The organism is Janthinobacterium sp. GW823-FHT01H08 (assembly GCF_058797855.1).
Genome location: NZ_CM179504.1, coordinates 5978891 through 5992704 on the forward strand (window position 1 = coordinate 5978891; position 13814 = coordinate 5992704).

Genomic DNA, 13814 nt, shown 5'->3' on the forward strand with positions numbered 1-13814 from the left:
ATTGTTGGCCCCAATACGTCGGATTACGCGGGGCTTTGCCCCGCTAATCCGACCTACGGCAAAAAATACCGCTTATTCGACTGCCTTGAGCATATCCTCGATCACCTTCTTGGCGTCGCCAAACACCATCATCGTGTTCGGCTGGTAGAACAGGTCGTTGTCCAGGCCCGCATAGCCGGACGCCATCGAGCGCTTGTTGACGATGATGCTCTTGGCCTTATAGGCTTCGAGGATCGGCATGCCGGCGATCGGCGATTTCGGGTCCTTTGCCGCCGGGTTGACGACGTCGTTCGCGCCCAGCACCAGCACCACGTCCGTCTGGCCGAATTCGCCGTTGATGTCTTCCATCTCGAAGACCTGGTCATACGGCACTTCCGCCTCGGCCAGCAGCACGTTCATATGGCCCGGCATGCGCCCCGCCACGGGGTGGATCGCGTACTTGACGGTGACGCCCTTGTGCGTGAGCTTTTCCACCAGTTCTTTCAACGAGTGCTGCGCGCGCGCCACGGCCAGGCCGTAGCCGGGCACGATGATGACGGTTTCCGCATTGCTCATGATGAAGGCGGCGTCGTCGGCCGAACCCGATTTAACCGGGCGCTGTTCCTGCGCGCCGGCTGCGCCTGCGGCCGGCGCATCGCCGCCGAAACCGCCCAGGATGACGTTGAAGAACGAGCGGTTCATGGCCTTGCACATGATGTACGACAGGATCGCGCCGGACGAACCGACCAATGAGCCGGCGATGATCAGCATCGAGTTATTCAGCGAAAAACCGATGCCGGCAGCAGCCCAGCCCGAGTAACTGTTGAGCATCGATACCACCACCGGCATGTCGGCGCCGCCGATGGGGATGATGATCAGCACGCCCAGCGCGAAGGCGATGAGGGTCATGATGACGAACGGCGTCCAGGCCGGCTCCACCCCGTCGGCGAAGCAGAACGCCAGGCCCAGGCCCACCATCACCAGCGCCAGCACCAGATTGAGCATGTGCTGGCCCTTGAAACTGACGGGCGCGCCCTGGAACAGGCGGAACTTGTATTTGCCCGACAGCTTGCCGAAGGCGATCACGGAACCGGAGAACGTGATGGCGCCGACAAAGGTGCCGATGAACAGTTCGAAGCGGTTACCGATGGGCAGCGCCTCGCCGTGTTTCGCGATATTGAAGGCCCACGGTTCCGACACGGCCGCCACGGCGATGCACACGGCCGCCAGGCCGATCAGCGAGTGCATGGCCGCCACCAGTTCCGGCATCTTCGTCATTTCCACGGTTTTCGCCAGATAGGCGCCGATGGCGCCGCCCGTGACGATGCCGATGATGACGAGGGTCAGGCCCATGCCGCCCGTTTGCTGTTCCTTCAGTTTCAGGATCAGCGCCACGGTGGTGACGGCGGCAATGGCCATGCCGCTCATGCCGAAGGCATTGCCGCGGCGCGCCGTCGATGGCGACGACAGGCCTTTCAGGGCCTGGATGAAGCACACCGAGGCGATCAGGTACATCATCGTTACCAGGTTCATGGTGACGAAGCTCATGGCGTGACTCATTCTTTTGCTCCTTGCTTGGCCTTCGGTTCTTTTTTACGGAACATCTCGAGCATGCGCTGCGTGACGAGGAAGCCGCCGAACACATTGACGGCGGCCAGCGCCACGGCCAGGGTGCCGGCCACTTGCGCCAGCGGACCATCGGTCAGGCCGGCCGCCAGCATGGCGCCGACGATGATGATGGCGGAAATGGCATTGGTGACGGCCATCAGCGGCGTATGCAGCGCCGGCGTGACGGTCCAGACGACGTGGTAGCCGACATAAATGGCCAGCACGAAGATGATCAGGTTGGTGATGGTGTGACTGATTTCCATGATGTTGTTCTCTCCGGCGCCGCGTTATTTTCTGAGGATGTCATTGCCCGCGCAAACCAGGCTGGCCTTGATGATTTCATCCTCGCGGTCGATCAGCAATTGATCGTCCTTGTCGATGATGAGCTTTAAGAAGTCCAGCACGTTGCGCGCATACAGGGCCGAAGCGTCGGCCGCCACCAGGGTCGCCAGGTTCGGCTCGCCGACGATATACACGCCGTGCTTGAGCACCGTCTTGCCCAGCTCGGACAGGGGGCAGTTGCCGCCCTGCTCGACGGCCAGGTCGACGATGACGGAACCCGGTTTCATGGCTTTTACCGTTTCTTCTGAAATGAGCACGGGCGCGGCGCGGCCGGGGATCAGGGCCGTGGTGATGATGATGTCGGCCAGTTTCGCCCGTTCGTGCACCAGTTCGGCCTGGCGCCGCATCCAGTCGGCCGGCATGGCGCGCGCATAGCCGCCCGAACCCTTGGCGATTTCCTTTTCTTCCTCAGTGAGGAAGGGCACGTCGAGGAACTTGGCGCCCAGCGATTCCACTTGTTCCTTGACGGGCGGGCGCACGTCGGACGCCTCGATGACGGCGCCGAGGCGCTTGGCCGTGGCGATCGCCTGCAAGCCGGCCACGCCCACGCCCATGATCAGCACGCGGGCCGCCTTGACGGTGCCGGCCGCCGTCATCAGCATGGGCATGAAGCGCTGATAGGTATTCGCCGCCACCAGCACGGCCTTGTAGCCGGCGATGTTCGCCTGCGACGACAGCACGTCCATCGACTGCGCGCGCGTGATGCGCGGCACGGCTTCGAGGGCGAAGGCGGACAGGCCGGCCGTCGCCATGGCGGCGATATTGTCGGCGTCAAACGGGTTCAACATGCCGATCAGCACCGTGCCGCTGGCCATCAGGGCCCGTTCGCCGGCGTCCGGTGCGCGCACCTTGAGCACGATGGCGCAGCCATAGGCTTCCTGGGCGGTACCGATCTGCGCGCCGGCGGCAGCATACGCCTCGTCGGGAATCGAGGCTTGCACGCCCGCCCCCGACTGCACGACGACTTGATGCTTGGCTGCCAGCTTCTTGACTGTCTCGGGCGTGGCTGCCACCCGGGTTTCACCAGGCCGTGTTTCGGCCGGTATGCCTATCCTCATGATGCCTCCGCTAATTGATAAACTGACTAGAATCTAACACGGAAAGCAGCGCGTTAAACGTTTGTGAACCAGCAACTTTTAGTCGTACGACACTAATTTCATCCGCATCCATGATTTGTTTCACCATGCGGCGCGGCGCCCATATTGTGGGAAAGGTGTGTCAATCTCACCACAGTCGAACAAGCGTGCGCGCTTGTTTTGACCACAGGGAAAGCCTATATTAGCGGGCGCTTCCTGCCATCTTGCCAACTAAGCCCCCATGCTAGTGCGCTCCCCGGGAAAGACGTAAGTACCTCCCACCGCTATTTGCTAAAACGTTGTCATTTATCAATATGTCCGCGCAACAAAAGGCCGGCTTCAAACCGCGCGCGCAGAACAAGATAAAATGTCGGCTCTTTCAAGGATGGAATCATGCCGAGAATCTGGAAACCCTCTGTCACCGTGGCCGCCATCGTCGAGCGCGATGGCCTGTTTTTACTGATTGAAGAAGAGACCAGCGAAGGCATCAAGCTCAACCAGCCAGCCGGCCACCTCGACCCGTTCGAGTCGCTGGAACAGGCGGTGATCCGCGAAACGCTGGAAGAAGCGGCCTACGATTTCATCCCCACGGCACTGGTCGGCATGTACATGTCGCGCTACCAGTCACTGCGCACGGGCGAGGACGTGACCTATCTGCGCTTCACCTTTTGCGGCACGGCCGGCGCCGAACACGATCGCCCGCTGGACGAAGGCATCATCCGCACCCTGTGGATGACGCGCGACGAGCTGGCGGCGTGCCAGGAGCGCCACCGCAGTCCGCTGGTGCTGCAGTGCGTGGACGAATACCTGGCTGGCCGGCGCGCGCCGCTGGCCCTGCTGCACACGCATGCGTCCGTTTTCAATAGCGCATAGCAATACGCATTGCCATATTATTAAAGTACACTGGAAAGCAAGATGAGCAAGAAGAAAGTCGTGATCGGCATGTCGGGCGGGGTCGATTCCTCGGTCGCGGCATGGATGCTGAAGGAACAAGGCTATGAAGTCATCGGCCTGTTCATGAAAAACTGGGAAGATGACGACGATTCGGAATACTGCTCCACGCGCCAGGACTGGATCGACGCGGCCAGCGTGGCCGACGTCATCGGCGTCGATATCGAAGCCGTCAATTTCGCTTCCGAATACAAGGACCGCGTGTTCGCCGATTTTCTGCGCGAGTACCAGGCCGGCCGCACGCCGAATCCGGACGTGCTGTGCAACGCCGAAATCAAGTTCAAGGCCTTCCTCGACCACGCCATGACCCTGGGCGCCGACCTGATCGCCACCGGCCACTATGCGCGCGTGCGCCAGGCGCCGACCGATGCGGGCCGTTATGAACTGCTCAAAGCCGTCGACGCCAGCAAGGATCAAAGCTATTTCCTGCACCGCCTGAACCAGGCGCAGTTGTCCAAGACCTTGTTTCCGCTCGGTGAAATCCCGAAGACGCAGGTGCGCCAGATCGCCGAGCAACTGGCGCTGCCGAACGCGCAGAAGAAGGATTCCACGGGCATCTGCTTTATTGGCGAACGCCCGTTCCGCGAATTCTTGAACCGCTACCTGTCGTACAAGCCGGGCCCGATGAAAACGGCCGACGGCAAGACGGTGGGCGAACACGTGGGACTGAGTTTCTATACCCTGGGCCAGCGCAAGGGCATCGGCATCGGCGGCGTGAAGTCGTACCAGAACGCGGACGGCAGCAGCGACGCCTGGTATGTGGCGCGCAAGGATATCGTCAACAACACCCTGTGGGTGGTGCAGGGCCACGACCACCCGTGGCTGCTGTCGCCATCGTTGACGGCCGATCAGGCCAGCTGGGTCGCCGGCACGGCGCCGCAGGCAGGCGCCCTGTCCGCCAAGACGCGCTACCGCCAGGCCGACGTGGCCTGCCAGCTGCTGCCGGAGGGGAATGAACACTTCGGCCTGGCCTTCGACCAGGCGCAATGGGCCGTCACGCCGGGCCAATCGGCCGTGCTGTACGACGGCGATGTGTGCCTCGGTGGCGGCATCATCGCCAGCGCGACGGGCCTGGCCGGCGTTTAGGAGTTGTTGCCTTGCGCAGCGGCGGCCAAGGCCTGCTGCTTGCGCACCATCGCAATGACGGTATTGCGCACGGTTTTCAGGACCGTGTCGGCCATGAACGGTTTCACGATGAAGCCCGACACGCCCATCGCGTGGGCCGCCTGCAGCGAGGCGGCGTCGATGCCGCCCGAGACCATGAAAATGAGCGTCTTCGGATACTGGGCGCGGATGGTTTGCACAATATTCGTCCCATCTTCCACCTGCTCGCGCGCGATGCAGACGAAATGCGGGTGGTGCTTGACCAGCAGCGCCAAGCCCAGCGCGCTCGTATGCGTCTGCCCGCAGACATCGTAGCCGCCATCGGTCAGGACCGTGTTCAGCAGGCCGCGCGCCACGGCGCTGCTATCGATCAGGACTGTCTTTAACATCATGATTACTTCCCTTGCTTGATTTTCTATTGCGAGTTCCACTCAGAGAGCGCCCATCAAAATGCTCAGGGCTAGGCGCGTTGCCGAAGACAGTACGAATGTACGACGAGGCAAGGCAACAACACCATGAGCTTTTTTTGGGCGCTCTACTTTTCCCACGCCAGCTTGTTCCAGGTGACGCCCAACGTCACGTCGGTCTTGAGTTCGACCAACTTTCTTGAAAGATACAGTATTTCCCGCTCTTTTCGCAGGCTTTCACCGAGCGCGCCAGGCAAAATGCCCGCGCCGGCCATCACGGCGTCGATATTGCCGTAAGCGCGCAACAGTTTCGCGCCCGTCTTCAGGCCGATCTTCGACACGCCGGGAATGCTGTCGGTGACGTCGCCCATCAGCGCCAGCAGGTCGGGCAGCAGTTCCGGCGGCACGCCGAACTTTTTCTCGACCCAGGCGTGGTCGTGCCAGACGCCCTTGAAATGGTCCCACACGAGCGCGCCGTGGGCGATCAGACCGTGCAAATCCTTGTCGGTGGTGGCGATGACGGCCGCGCCGCGCCCCTCGTGCAGCCAGCGCATGACGGCCGTGCCGATCACGTCGTCGGCCTCGACCTCGGGGATGCTGACCACGTGCATGCCGAAGCTGGCCAGGGTGGCGTAAAAGCCGGGCAAGGCGTCGCGCAGCACTTGCGGCATCGGCTGGCGCCCCTCGCGGTAGCCGGCATACAGGGCGTGGCGCCAGGTCGGGCCGCCAAAGTCGAAGGCCGGCAGGATGTGCGTCGGCTCATGGTCGTTGATGAGGGTGCGAAACGACGACAGCGCATGGCGCAGCGCGATCTCCGCCTTCAGGTCGGAATCGGGTTCAGGACTGGCTTCGTAGACGCGGCGTACGATATTCAAGCCGTCGATAGCGAGGAGTCTGGCCATGCGGTAAGTGGATACTGGTTGAATCGATCATTTTACCGTATGGTTCCCCGCACATCGGGCTTGAATACCCTTCATTTGGCGAAATCGTAGGGCCCGCCCCGTTCCAGGGCGCGCTGGTAGGGCGGGCGTGCATGGATGCGCTGCAGGAACGCCGTCAGCTTCGGCAGGCGCTCGTCGAGCCCGCCGCGCATGGCGGCCGCTTCCAGCGGAAAGCTCATCTGGATGTCGGCCGCCGTGAACTCATTGCCGGCAAACCATTTGCCTTTCTCGAGTTCCGCTTCCATGTAGGCCAGCTGGCTGTTGATATTGGGCGTGATGAAGCTGCTCTTGACCTTGCTGGCGATGCCGCGCGCGATCGGTTTGACGAAAAACGGCATCGGCGACGATTCGACCTTGTCGAACACCAGCTTCATCAGCAGCGGCGGCATGGCCGAGCCTTCCGCGAAATGCAGCCAATAGGTCCAGCGCAGCTTCTCGGGCGTGCCCGCCGCCGGTATCAATCGGCCATTGCCGTAGCGCTCGACCAGATACTCGATGATGGCGCCCGATTCGGCGATGGTGTTCGCGCCGTCCGTGATCACGGGCGACTTGCCCAGCGGATGCACGGCCTTCAGCGAAGCGGGCGCCAGCATGGTTTTCGGGTCGCGCTGGTAGCGTTTGACCTCGTAGTCGAGGCCCAGCTCCTCGAGCAGCCAGAGCACGCGCTGCGAGCGCGAATTGTTCAGATGGTGGACGACGATCATGGCGATTTCCGTTGGCAATGGTTGAGTCCCAGTATAGCCGGGACGGGAAAATCGCGGCGACAGGGGCCGCACACCAAAAATAATTGCGAAAAACACTATTTTCAATTGATAACTTTTCAATCTTCCCTTATCTTGTTTTGTTTCCAATAAGTAAGGAAACTCCCCCGTGGATTTCGATACCAACAACACCACGCCCAAGCGTGAAGCCATTACCTTCAGCGCCACCGGCAGCGAATACTTCCGTATCTGGATCGTCAACCTGCTGCTGAGCATTGTCACCCTGGGCATTTATTCCGCCTGGGCCAAGGTGCGCCGCAACCGCTATTTCTATTCCAGCACCCACCTCGCTGGCAGCAGCTTTGAATACCACGGCAATGCCGTCGCCATCCTGAAGGGCCGCATCGCGGCAGTGGTATTGATCGGCGGCTACAACATCGCCTTCCAGATCTCGCCCATCGTCGGCCTGATCATGCTCGTGCTGATGATGGCCGTGCTGCCATGGCTGGTCTGGAAAAGCCTGCAGTTCAAGCTCTACAACACCAGCTACCGCGGCATCCGCTTCGGCTTCGACGGCAGCGCCAGCGAAGCCTACAAATACTTCCTGTGGCTGCCCATCCTGAACACCTTCACGGCTGGCCTGATGACGCCGTTCCTGCACCAGCGCCTGAAGCGCTTCCAGCACACACAGAGCCGCTTCGGCAGCAGCAATTTCAGCTTTGACGCCTCGGTTGGCAGCTTCTACAAGACCTATCTGCTGTTCTTCGCCCTGCTGCTGGCCGGTTTCCTGGTCCTGATCTTTGTCGTCTTCGCCAGCGTCTTCGCCACCTTTGCCACCGATGCCAACGATGTCACCAAGGCCGGCAGCATCTTCGGCGCCGTGGCGGCCCTGTATGCGTGGGCCTTTATCGTGCTGCCGCTGTTCCTGACCATGATCCAGAACCTGATCTGGAACCATACGCGCCTGCAGCAGCACCAGTTCCAGTCGCAGCTGACCTGGGGCCGCACCACGTTCGTCATGCTGACCAACCTGCTCGGTATCGTCGTCACCCTGGGCCTGTTTTCGCCATTCGCCCAGGTGCGATGGCTGAAGTACCGCCTGGAAGCGACGTCGATGCTGGTGCACGGCAGCCTGGACGCCTTTGTCGCCGCCACCGGCGAGCAAGTCTCTGCCACGGGCGAAGGCATGGTCGATCTGCTGGACTTCGACCTGTCGCTGTAGCATGACGCTCGATCACCACGCGCCGGGCGCGGTCCCCGTGCCCGCGCGCTATTTCGACGGCCAGACCTCGCGCCTGTACCACGTCACGCTCAGCGTGCGCGATGGCATGGCCGTGCTGGCCGGCGACATCGAGCGCAGCTGCCCGCTGGGCGAGCTGCACGTGTCCGAACGCAGCAGCCACGCCGTGCGCAAGGTCAGCTTTCCCGACGGCGCCTACCTGGAGATCGCCGACCAGGCGGCCTTCAACGACGTGCTGCATGAGACGGGCCACCGCGACGGCTGGGTCGTGCGGCTGCAGCAAAGCTGGCGCGGCGCCCTGCTGGCCACGGTCGCCACCGTACTGGCCCTGTGGCTCAGCTATCAGTACCTGCTGCCCGTGGTGGCGAAGGGCGTCGCGTATGCGATTCCCCAGTCCGTCGAGCGCCAGCTGGGCCAGGGCGTGCTCGATTTCCTCGACGGCCACGTGTTTGAGGCAAGCAAGCTCGATGGCGCGCGCCAGCAAGCCTTGCGCGCCCGTTTCGCGCGCCTGGCCACGCCCGGCGACAGTGCGCCCGCGCACCGCATCGTTTTCCGCAAAAGCAAGATCGGTCCGAACGCGTTCGCCCTGCCGTCCGGCGACATCGTGCTGACCGATGAAATGGTGGAACTGATGCCGGACGACGACGCCATCATGGGCGTACTGGCGCATGAACTGGGCCATTTGCAGCAGCGCCACCTGACGCGCCGCCTGATCCAGACCTCGGCCGTGGGCGCCGGCGCGGCGCTGCTGTTCGGCGACGTCTCGACCGTGGTGGCGACCTTGCCGCCGCTGCTGCTGGACTTGAAGTATTCGCGCGATGTCGAGCGCGAGGCGGACGACTACGCGATTGCCATGCTGCGCCAGAACGGTATTCCCCTGGAACACCTGGCGCAGGTGTTTGTCGCCCTGGGCAAGCTGGACGAAGGCACGCCCTACCTGTCGAGCCACCCGGCCAGCGCCGAACGCATCGAGCGCATCCGCGCCGCACAACGCTAAGTACCGTGCGCGGCGTCCTATGGGCGCCGCGTTCTTTCCCACCAGCACGTTCCGCGAATCGAAGGTAGACTCAGCAATATCAGTCTGACTTTCCCGGAGTGCCCATGCACCTAGTACCATTTCGCTACCTGACCTTCATTGCGACGGCAGCCATCTTTGTCCTGTCCCTGTTTTACTATGACCATTACTGGCTGCCCGTGCTGGCCGGTGCGCTGACCCTGGTCGGCATCAGCGATCTGCTGCAAACGAAGCGCGCCCTGCGCCGCAACTACCCCATCCTTGCGCATTTCCGCTTCTTTTTTGAGAGCATCCGCCCCGAAATCCGCCAGTATTTCCTGGAAAGCGACAGCGAGGCGACGCCGTTTTCGCGCAGCCAGCGCAGCATCGTCTACCAGCGCGCCAAGGAGCAGACGGACAAGCGCCCGTTCGGCACCCAGCTCGACGTGTATGAAGCAGGCTACGAATGGATCAACCACTCCATCGCCCCCGCCAAGGTCACGGGCCACGATTTCCGCATCGAGATCGGCAACCACCCTGACTGCCCGCGCGCCAAGCCGTATTCGGCCAGCGTCTTCAATATCTCGGCGATGAGCTTTGGCGCCCTGTCGGCCAACGCCATCCTGGCCCTGAACGGCGGCGCGCACAGCGGCGGCTTCATGCACGACACGGGCGAAGGCAGCATCAGCCCCTACCACCGCGAAAACGGCGGCGACCTGGTGTGGGAAATCGGTTCCGGCTACTTCGGCTGCCGCAACCAGGACGGCACGTTTTCGGAAGAGCGCTTCATCGCCAACGCCAGCTCGGAGCAGGTCAAGATGATCGAGCTGAAAATGTCGCAGGGCGCCAAGCCGGGCCACGGCGGCGTGCTGCCCGGCCCGAAAGTGACGATCGAGATCGCCACCACGCGCGGCGTGATGGTGGGCGAGGATTGCGTCTCGCCGGCGGCGCACAGCGCCTTTTCCACGCCACTGGAAATGCTGCACTTTATCGACCGCCTGCGCACGCTCTCGGGCGGCAAACCGACGGGCTTCAAGCTGGCCATCGGCCATCCGTGGGAATTCTTCGCCATCGTGAAAGCCATGCTGGAAACGGGCATCACGCCCGACTTCATCGTCGTCGACGGCAGCGAAGGGGGCACGGGCGCGGCACCCCTGGAATTTACGGACCACGTGGGCACGCCGCTGCAGGAAGCGCTGGTACTCGTGCATAACACCCTCGTGGGCGCCAACCTGCGCGCGAAGATCAAGATCGGCTGCTCGGGCAAGATCATCACGGCCTTCGACATCGCCCGCTTGCTGGCGCTGGGCGCCGACTGGTGCAATTCGGCGCGCGGCTTCATGTTCGCGCTGGGCTGCATCCAGTCGCAAAGCTGCCACACGGACCGCTGCCCTACGGGCGTGGCCACGCAAGACCCGCAGCGCCAGCGCGCGCTGGTGGTGCCCGACAAGATCGCCCGCGTGGCGCACTTCCATCAGAACACCATGAAGGCGCTGGCCGAACTGATCGCCGCCGCCGGCCTGGCGCATCCGCAGGAACTGCGTCCGCACCACCTGGTGCGGCGCATCTCGCCGAACCAGGTGAAACTGGCGTCGGCCCTGCTGCCCTTCCTGGAAGCGGGCCAGTTGCTCGACCCGAGCCAGCTGCCGCAGCTGCCGCCCGTGTTCGGCCTGTACTGGCCCAAGGCGCAATCGGCCTCGTTCCAGCGCCTCGATTGATACGGTGTTTGCGCTAGTGGAGCAATACCACTTAATAACCACTTGCGCAAAAACCCAAATCCAATACAATACCAAAACAAGTACAAAACCAAGGCAGCTTTTCCGGTGACCGCCACGATGCGCCACCACGGTGCCAGAATACGTATGCCGTCGTCACAATCAATACCGGAGGAGTTGCAGCATGGAGCAGGGTTTGCGCGAGAAAATAGGACAGTTGTTCATGGTGGGCTTCGACGCCCTGCAGGCGGACGAGCATATCAAGGCCTTGATACGCGAAAAGAAGGTAGGCGGCGTGATCCTGTTCCGCCGCAACGTGCACACGCCCGCGCAAGTGTCGGCCCTGTGCCGCGAACTGCAGGAGATCAACGCGGAAGTGTCCGACATCCCGCTCTTGATCTCCATCGATCAGGAAGGCGGCATGGTGATGCGCATCGAGCAGGGCGTCACGCCGATTCCCGCGGCGATGGCCTTCCAGGCGGCCGGCTCCATCGAAGACTGCGAACGCATGAACCAGATCAGCGGCGATGAGATGCGCCAGGTGGGCATCAATATGCTGCTCGCGCCCGTGCTGGACGTGAACAACAACCGCAACAACCCCGTCATCGGCGTGCGCGCGTATGGCGAGGATGCCGCCACCGTCATCGACTACGGCATGGCCGCCATGCGCGGCCAGCGCGCCAGCGGCGTGGCCGTCACCGCCAAGCACTTCCCCGGCCACGGCGACACGGCCATCGACACGCATTACGCCATGGCGCTGGTCCCGCACGACAAGGAACGCCTGCGCGCCGTGGAACTGGCGCCGTTCCGCGCGGCCATTGCCGGCGGCGTGGACGCCATCATGACGGCGCACGTGGTCTTCCCCGCCTTCGAGGCCGACACCAGCGTGCCCGCCACCCTGTCGAAGGGCGTGCTGACGGACCTGCTGCGCGGTGAAATGCAATACAAGGGCGTGGTCATCACCGATTGCCTGGAAATGGCGGCCATCGCCGACGGCATCGGCATTCCCCAGGGCGCCATCGCCACTTTGCAGGCGGGCGCCGACATCGTCCTCATCTCGCACCGCGAAGCGCAGCAGACGGCGGCCATCGAGGCCGTCATCGCCGCCGTGGAGCACGGCGACATTGCGATCTCCCGCATCGACGCGGCTTGCGCGCGCGTGGCGGAACTCAAGCGCAACCGCGCCGTGCGCGACTGGCGCGAACGTCCTGTCGCCCCGCCGGCGCTGATGCAGCCGGCCGCCATGGCCCTGTCGCAGCTGCTGCAAAAGGCGGCGCTGCGCGTGCAGGGCGACTACCGCCCGCTCGACGCCAGCCTGCCCGTGACCCTGCTGACGGTGGAAGTGCGCTCGCGCAGCGAGATCGACGAAGTGGCGCTGGGCCGCAACAAGGAAGCGCGCAGCTCGATGCTGCCGGCGCTGCTCGAAGCGGGCCTGGACGTGCGCGAATATGCCTTGTCGGCCGAGGCACTGGACGACGAGGTCAACGAAGCCATCGCCTTTGCGCAAGGCGCGCGGCAGATCGTGCTGCAAACGTATAACGCCATGTTCGTCGACGGCCAGCGCCGCCTGGTCGAAGCCCTGCCGCACGATAAACTGTGGCTGGTGGCGGGCCGTTTGCCCTACGACCTGGACCTGGCGCCCCACGCGCAAGGCCGCCTGGCCGCCTTCGGCTGTCGCCCGGCCGCGCTGGTGCCGGTCGTCGACAAGCTGGCCGGCAAGGCGTAAATCCACGCCGCCCTCTCGCACATGCCGGGTATTGCCCGGCATTTTTTTATACCGCGTCGCAATCGAAGCGCACGCCCGTCATCTGCTCGCTGAGCGCCCATAGCCGGCGTGCCTGCGCGGGGTCGGCCGCCCAGCGCCGCACGCCCGGCCCCGTGCTGTCGTCCGCCGCCAGGGTAGCAATATCGCAATCCTCGCAATACACGCCGCCCAGACCCTCGAGCTGCGCGCTGGTGGCGCACCAGACGGCGGTGGCGGCGCCCTGCGCCACACTCTTGAAACCCGATTGCGGCGGCGGATTCACCTGGCCCTCGTCATCGAGCGCCCCGACCCGGCGCAAGTCGTCGCGGTCCAGATGGCGCACCAGCGGCGTCAGGATGGCGCCCGGATGCAGCGAGAAGGCGCGCACGCCGTGCGCCGCAGAGCGCCGATCCAGCTCCACGGCAAACAAGGCATTGGCGCTTTTCGACTGCGCATACGCGCGCCATTTATCGTACGGCTGGCGCAGGAAATGCGGGTCATCCAGGTCGACGCCCGCCTGCCGGTGTCCCAGCGACGACACGCACACCACGCGCGCACCCTGCGCCTGCCGCAGGGCGGGCCACAGGAGCGCCGTCAGCTGGAAATGCCCCAGGTGATTCGTCGCGAACTGCGCCTCGTAGCCACGCGCATCGCGCAGCAAGGGCGTGGCCATGATGCCGGCGCCGTTGACCAGCACGTGCAAGGCACGGCCGGTGGCAAGAAAGGCGGCGGCAAAGGCGTCGATCGATTGCGGATCGAGCAGGTCGAGCGCGGCGACCTCCACGCCGGCCATGCCGTCCAGGGCCGCTTGCGCCTGATGCGGGTCGCGCGCCGGCACCAGTACCCTGGCACCGGCACCGGCCAGCACGCGTACCGTTTCCAGCCCCAGGCCCGACGCGCCGCCCGTGACGATGGCCTGCATGCCGGACAGGTCGCGCCCGGCCAGCGCCTCGGTGGCGGTCGTGGCGGCATCAAAACCGCAGCGCAGGGGAGTTTGTTTGTTGTCGATACT

Annotated in this window: 13 protein-coding genes; 6 read left to right on the forward strand and 7 right to left on the reverse strand. The window is 63.6% G+C overall.

The features are described 5' to 3' along the window. Nucleotides 1–72: 72 nt before the first annotated feature. The 3 genes from AC3RCG_RS26925 to AC3RCG_RS26935 are packed head-to-tail and all read right to left on the reverse strand — an operon-like array spanning nucleotide 73 to nucleotide 2987. Nucleotides 73–1527: an NAD(P)(+) transhydrogenase (Re/Si-specific) subunit beta gene (locus AC3RCG_RS26925; protein ID WP_070220594.1), complete on the reverse strand. Its 1455-nt coding sequence runs from the start codon at nucleotides 1525–1527 to the stop codon at nucleotides 73–75. Nucleotides 1528–1535: 8 nt separating this feature from the next. Continuing rightward, entirely contained in the window at nucleotides 1536–1850 is a 315-nt protein-coding gene (locus AC3RCG_RS26930; protein ID WP_034745644.1) for an NAD(P) transhydrogenase subunit alpha part 2, read from the reverse strand. Between the two features lie 24 nt (nucleotides 1851–1874). Beyond that, a complete protein-coding gene (locus tag AC3RCG_RS26935) occupies nucleotides 1875–2987 on the reverse strand; it encodes a Re/Si-specific NAD(P)(+) transhydrogenase subunit alpha (RefSeq protein WP_070220596.1) in 1113 nt (370 codons plus the stop codon). A 411-nt stretch (nucleotides 2988–3398) separates the two neighbouring features. Between AC3RCG_RS26935 and AC3RCG_RS26940 the strand changes: the two genes are divergently transcribed. After that, nucleotides 3399–3878: an NUDIX hydrolase gene (locus AC3RCG_RS26940; protein WP_010401817.1), complete on the forward strand. Its 480-nt coding sequence runs from the start codon at nucleotides 3399–3401 to the stop codon at nucleotides 3876–3878. A 42-nt stretch (nucleotides 3879–3920) separates the two neighbouring features. Then, on the forward strand, nucleotides 3921–5042 hold the full coding sequence (mnmA, locus tag AC3RCG_RS26945) for a tRNA 2-thiouridine(34) synthase MnmA (protein ID WP_070220598.1): 1122 nt from the start codon (nucleotides 3921–3923) through the stop codon (nucleotides 5040–5042). Here the strand turns inward: mnmA and AC3RCG_RS26950 are convergent. The 3 genes from AC3RCG_RS26950 to AC3RCG_RS26960 form a co-directional block, all read right to left on the reverse strand. Then, on the reverse strand, nucleotides 5039–5449 hold the full coding sequence (locus AC3RCG_RS26950) for a response regulator (protein ID WP_070220767.1): 411 nt from the start codon (nucleotides 5447–5449) through the stop codon (nucleotides 5039–5041). The genes mnmA and AC3RCG_RS26950 overlap by 4 nt on opposite strands. Before the next feature lie 146 nt (nucleotides 5450–5595). After that, nucleotides 5596–6369 (reverse strand): 5'-3' exonuclease, encoded by a 774-nt coding sequence (locus AC3RCG_RS26955; protein WP_070220600.1) that lies wholly within the window; start codon nucleotides 6367–6369, stop codon nucleotides 5596–5598. Nucleotides 6370–6440: 71 nt separating this feature from the next. Beyond that, nucleotides 6441–7112, reverse strand: coding sequence for a glutathione S-transferase (locus AC3RCG_RS26960; protein ID WP_492402119.1), 672 nt, complete (start codon nucleotides 7110–7112; stop codon nucleotides 6441–6443). Nucleotides 7113–7278: 166 nt separating this feature from the next. Between AC3RCG_RS26960 and AC3RCG_RS26965 the strand changes: the two genes are divergently transcribed. The 4 genes from AC3RCG_RS26965 to nagZ all read left to right on the forward strand — a co-directional run bounded on the left by AC3RCG_RS26965 (nucleotide 7279) and on the right by nagZ (nucleotide 12784). Then, a complete protein-coding gene (locus AC3RCG_RS26965; protein ID WP_070311500.1) occupies nucleotides 7279–8331 on the forward strand; it encodes a YjgN family protein in 1053 nt (350 codons plus the stop codon). Nucleotide 8332: 1 nt separating this feature from the next. Then, the gene (locus tag AC3RCG_RS26970; protein WP_070311501.1) at nucleotides 8333–9346 is read left to right on the forward strand and encodes a M48 family metallopeptidase; all 1014 of its coding nucleotides are present in this window, start codon (nucleotides 8333–8335) and stop codon (nucleotides 9344–9346) included. A 104-nt stretch (nucleotides 9347–9450) separates the two neighbouring features. Continuing rightward, nucleotides 9451–11061 carry an FMN-binding glutamate synthase family protein gene (locus AC3RCG_RS26975; protein ID WP_492402117.1) on the forward strand — a complete coding sequence of 537 codons (1611 nt, stop codon included), beginning with the start codon at nucleotides 9451–9453 and terminating at the stop codon, nucleotides 11059–11061. A gap of 181 nt (nucleotides 11062–11242) precedes the next feature. Next, nucleotides 11243–12784: a beta-N-acetylhexosaminidase gene (nagZ, locus tag AC3RCG_RS26980; protein ID WP_492402116.1), complete on the forward strand. Its 1542-nt coding sequence runs from the start codon at nucleotides 11243–11245 to the stop codon at nucleotides 12782–12784. Between the two features lie 46 nt (nucleotides 12785–12830). Here nagZ and AC3RCG_RS26985 read toward each other — a convergent pair whose 3' ends face one another. Then, nucleotides 12831–13811: an oxidoreductase gene (locus AC3RCG_RS26985; protein WP_492402359.1), complete on the reverse strand. Its 981-nt coding sequence runs from the start codon at nucleotides 13809–13811 to the stop codon at nucleotides 12831–12833. Between the last annotated feature and the right edge of the window lie 3 nt (nucleotides 13812–13814).

Coding starts and splice junctions, on each gene's coding strand:
- mnmA (WP_070220598.1), top strand. CDS start 3,921: ATGAGCAAGAAGAAAGTCGTGATCGGCATGTCGGGCGGGGTCGATTCC.
- AC3RCG_RS26955 (WP_070220600.1), bottom strand. CDS start 6,369: ATGGCCAGACTCCTCGCTATCGACGGCTTGAATATCGTACGCCGCGTC.
- AC3RCG_RS26950 (WP_070220767.1), bottom strand. CDS start 5,449: ATGTTAAAGACAGTCCTGATCGATAGCAGCGCCGTGGCGCGCGGCCTG.
- AC3RCG_RS26935 (WP_070220596.1), bottom strand. CDS start 2,987: ATGAGGATAGGCATACCGGCCGAAACACGGCCTGGTGAAACCCGGGTG.
- nagZ (WP_492402116.1), top strand. CDS start 11,243: ATGGAGCAGGGTTTGCGCGAGAAAATAGGACAGTTGTTCATGGTGGGC.
- AC3RCG_RS26925 (WP_070220594.1), bottom strand. CDS start 1,527: ATGAGCTTCGTCACCATGAACCTGGTAACGATGATGTACCTGATCGCC.
- AC3RCG_RS26930 (WP_034745644.1), bottom strand. CDS start 1,850: ATGGAAATCAGTCACACCATCACCAACCTGATCATCTTCGTGCTGGCC.
- AC3RCG_RS26970 (WP_070311501.1), top strand. CDS start 8,333: ATGACGCTCGATCACCACGCGCCGGGCGCGGTCCCCGTGCCCGCGCGC.
- AC3RCG_RS26975 (WP_492402117.1), top strand. CDS start 9,451: ATGCACCTAGTACCATTTCGCTACCTGACCTTCATTGCGACGGCAGCC.
- AC3RCG_RS26940 (WP_010401817.1), top strand. CDS start 3,399: ATGCCGAGAATCTGGAAACCCTCTGTCACCGTGGCCGCCATCGTCGAG.
- AC3RCG_RS26960 (WP_492402119.1), bottom strand. CDS start 7,112: ATGATCGTCGTCCACCATCTGAACAATTCGCGCTCGCAGCGCGTGCTC.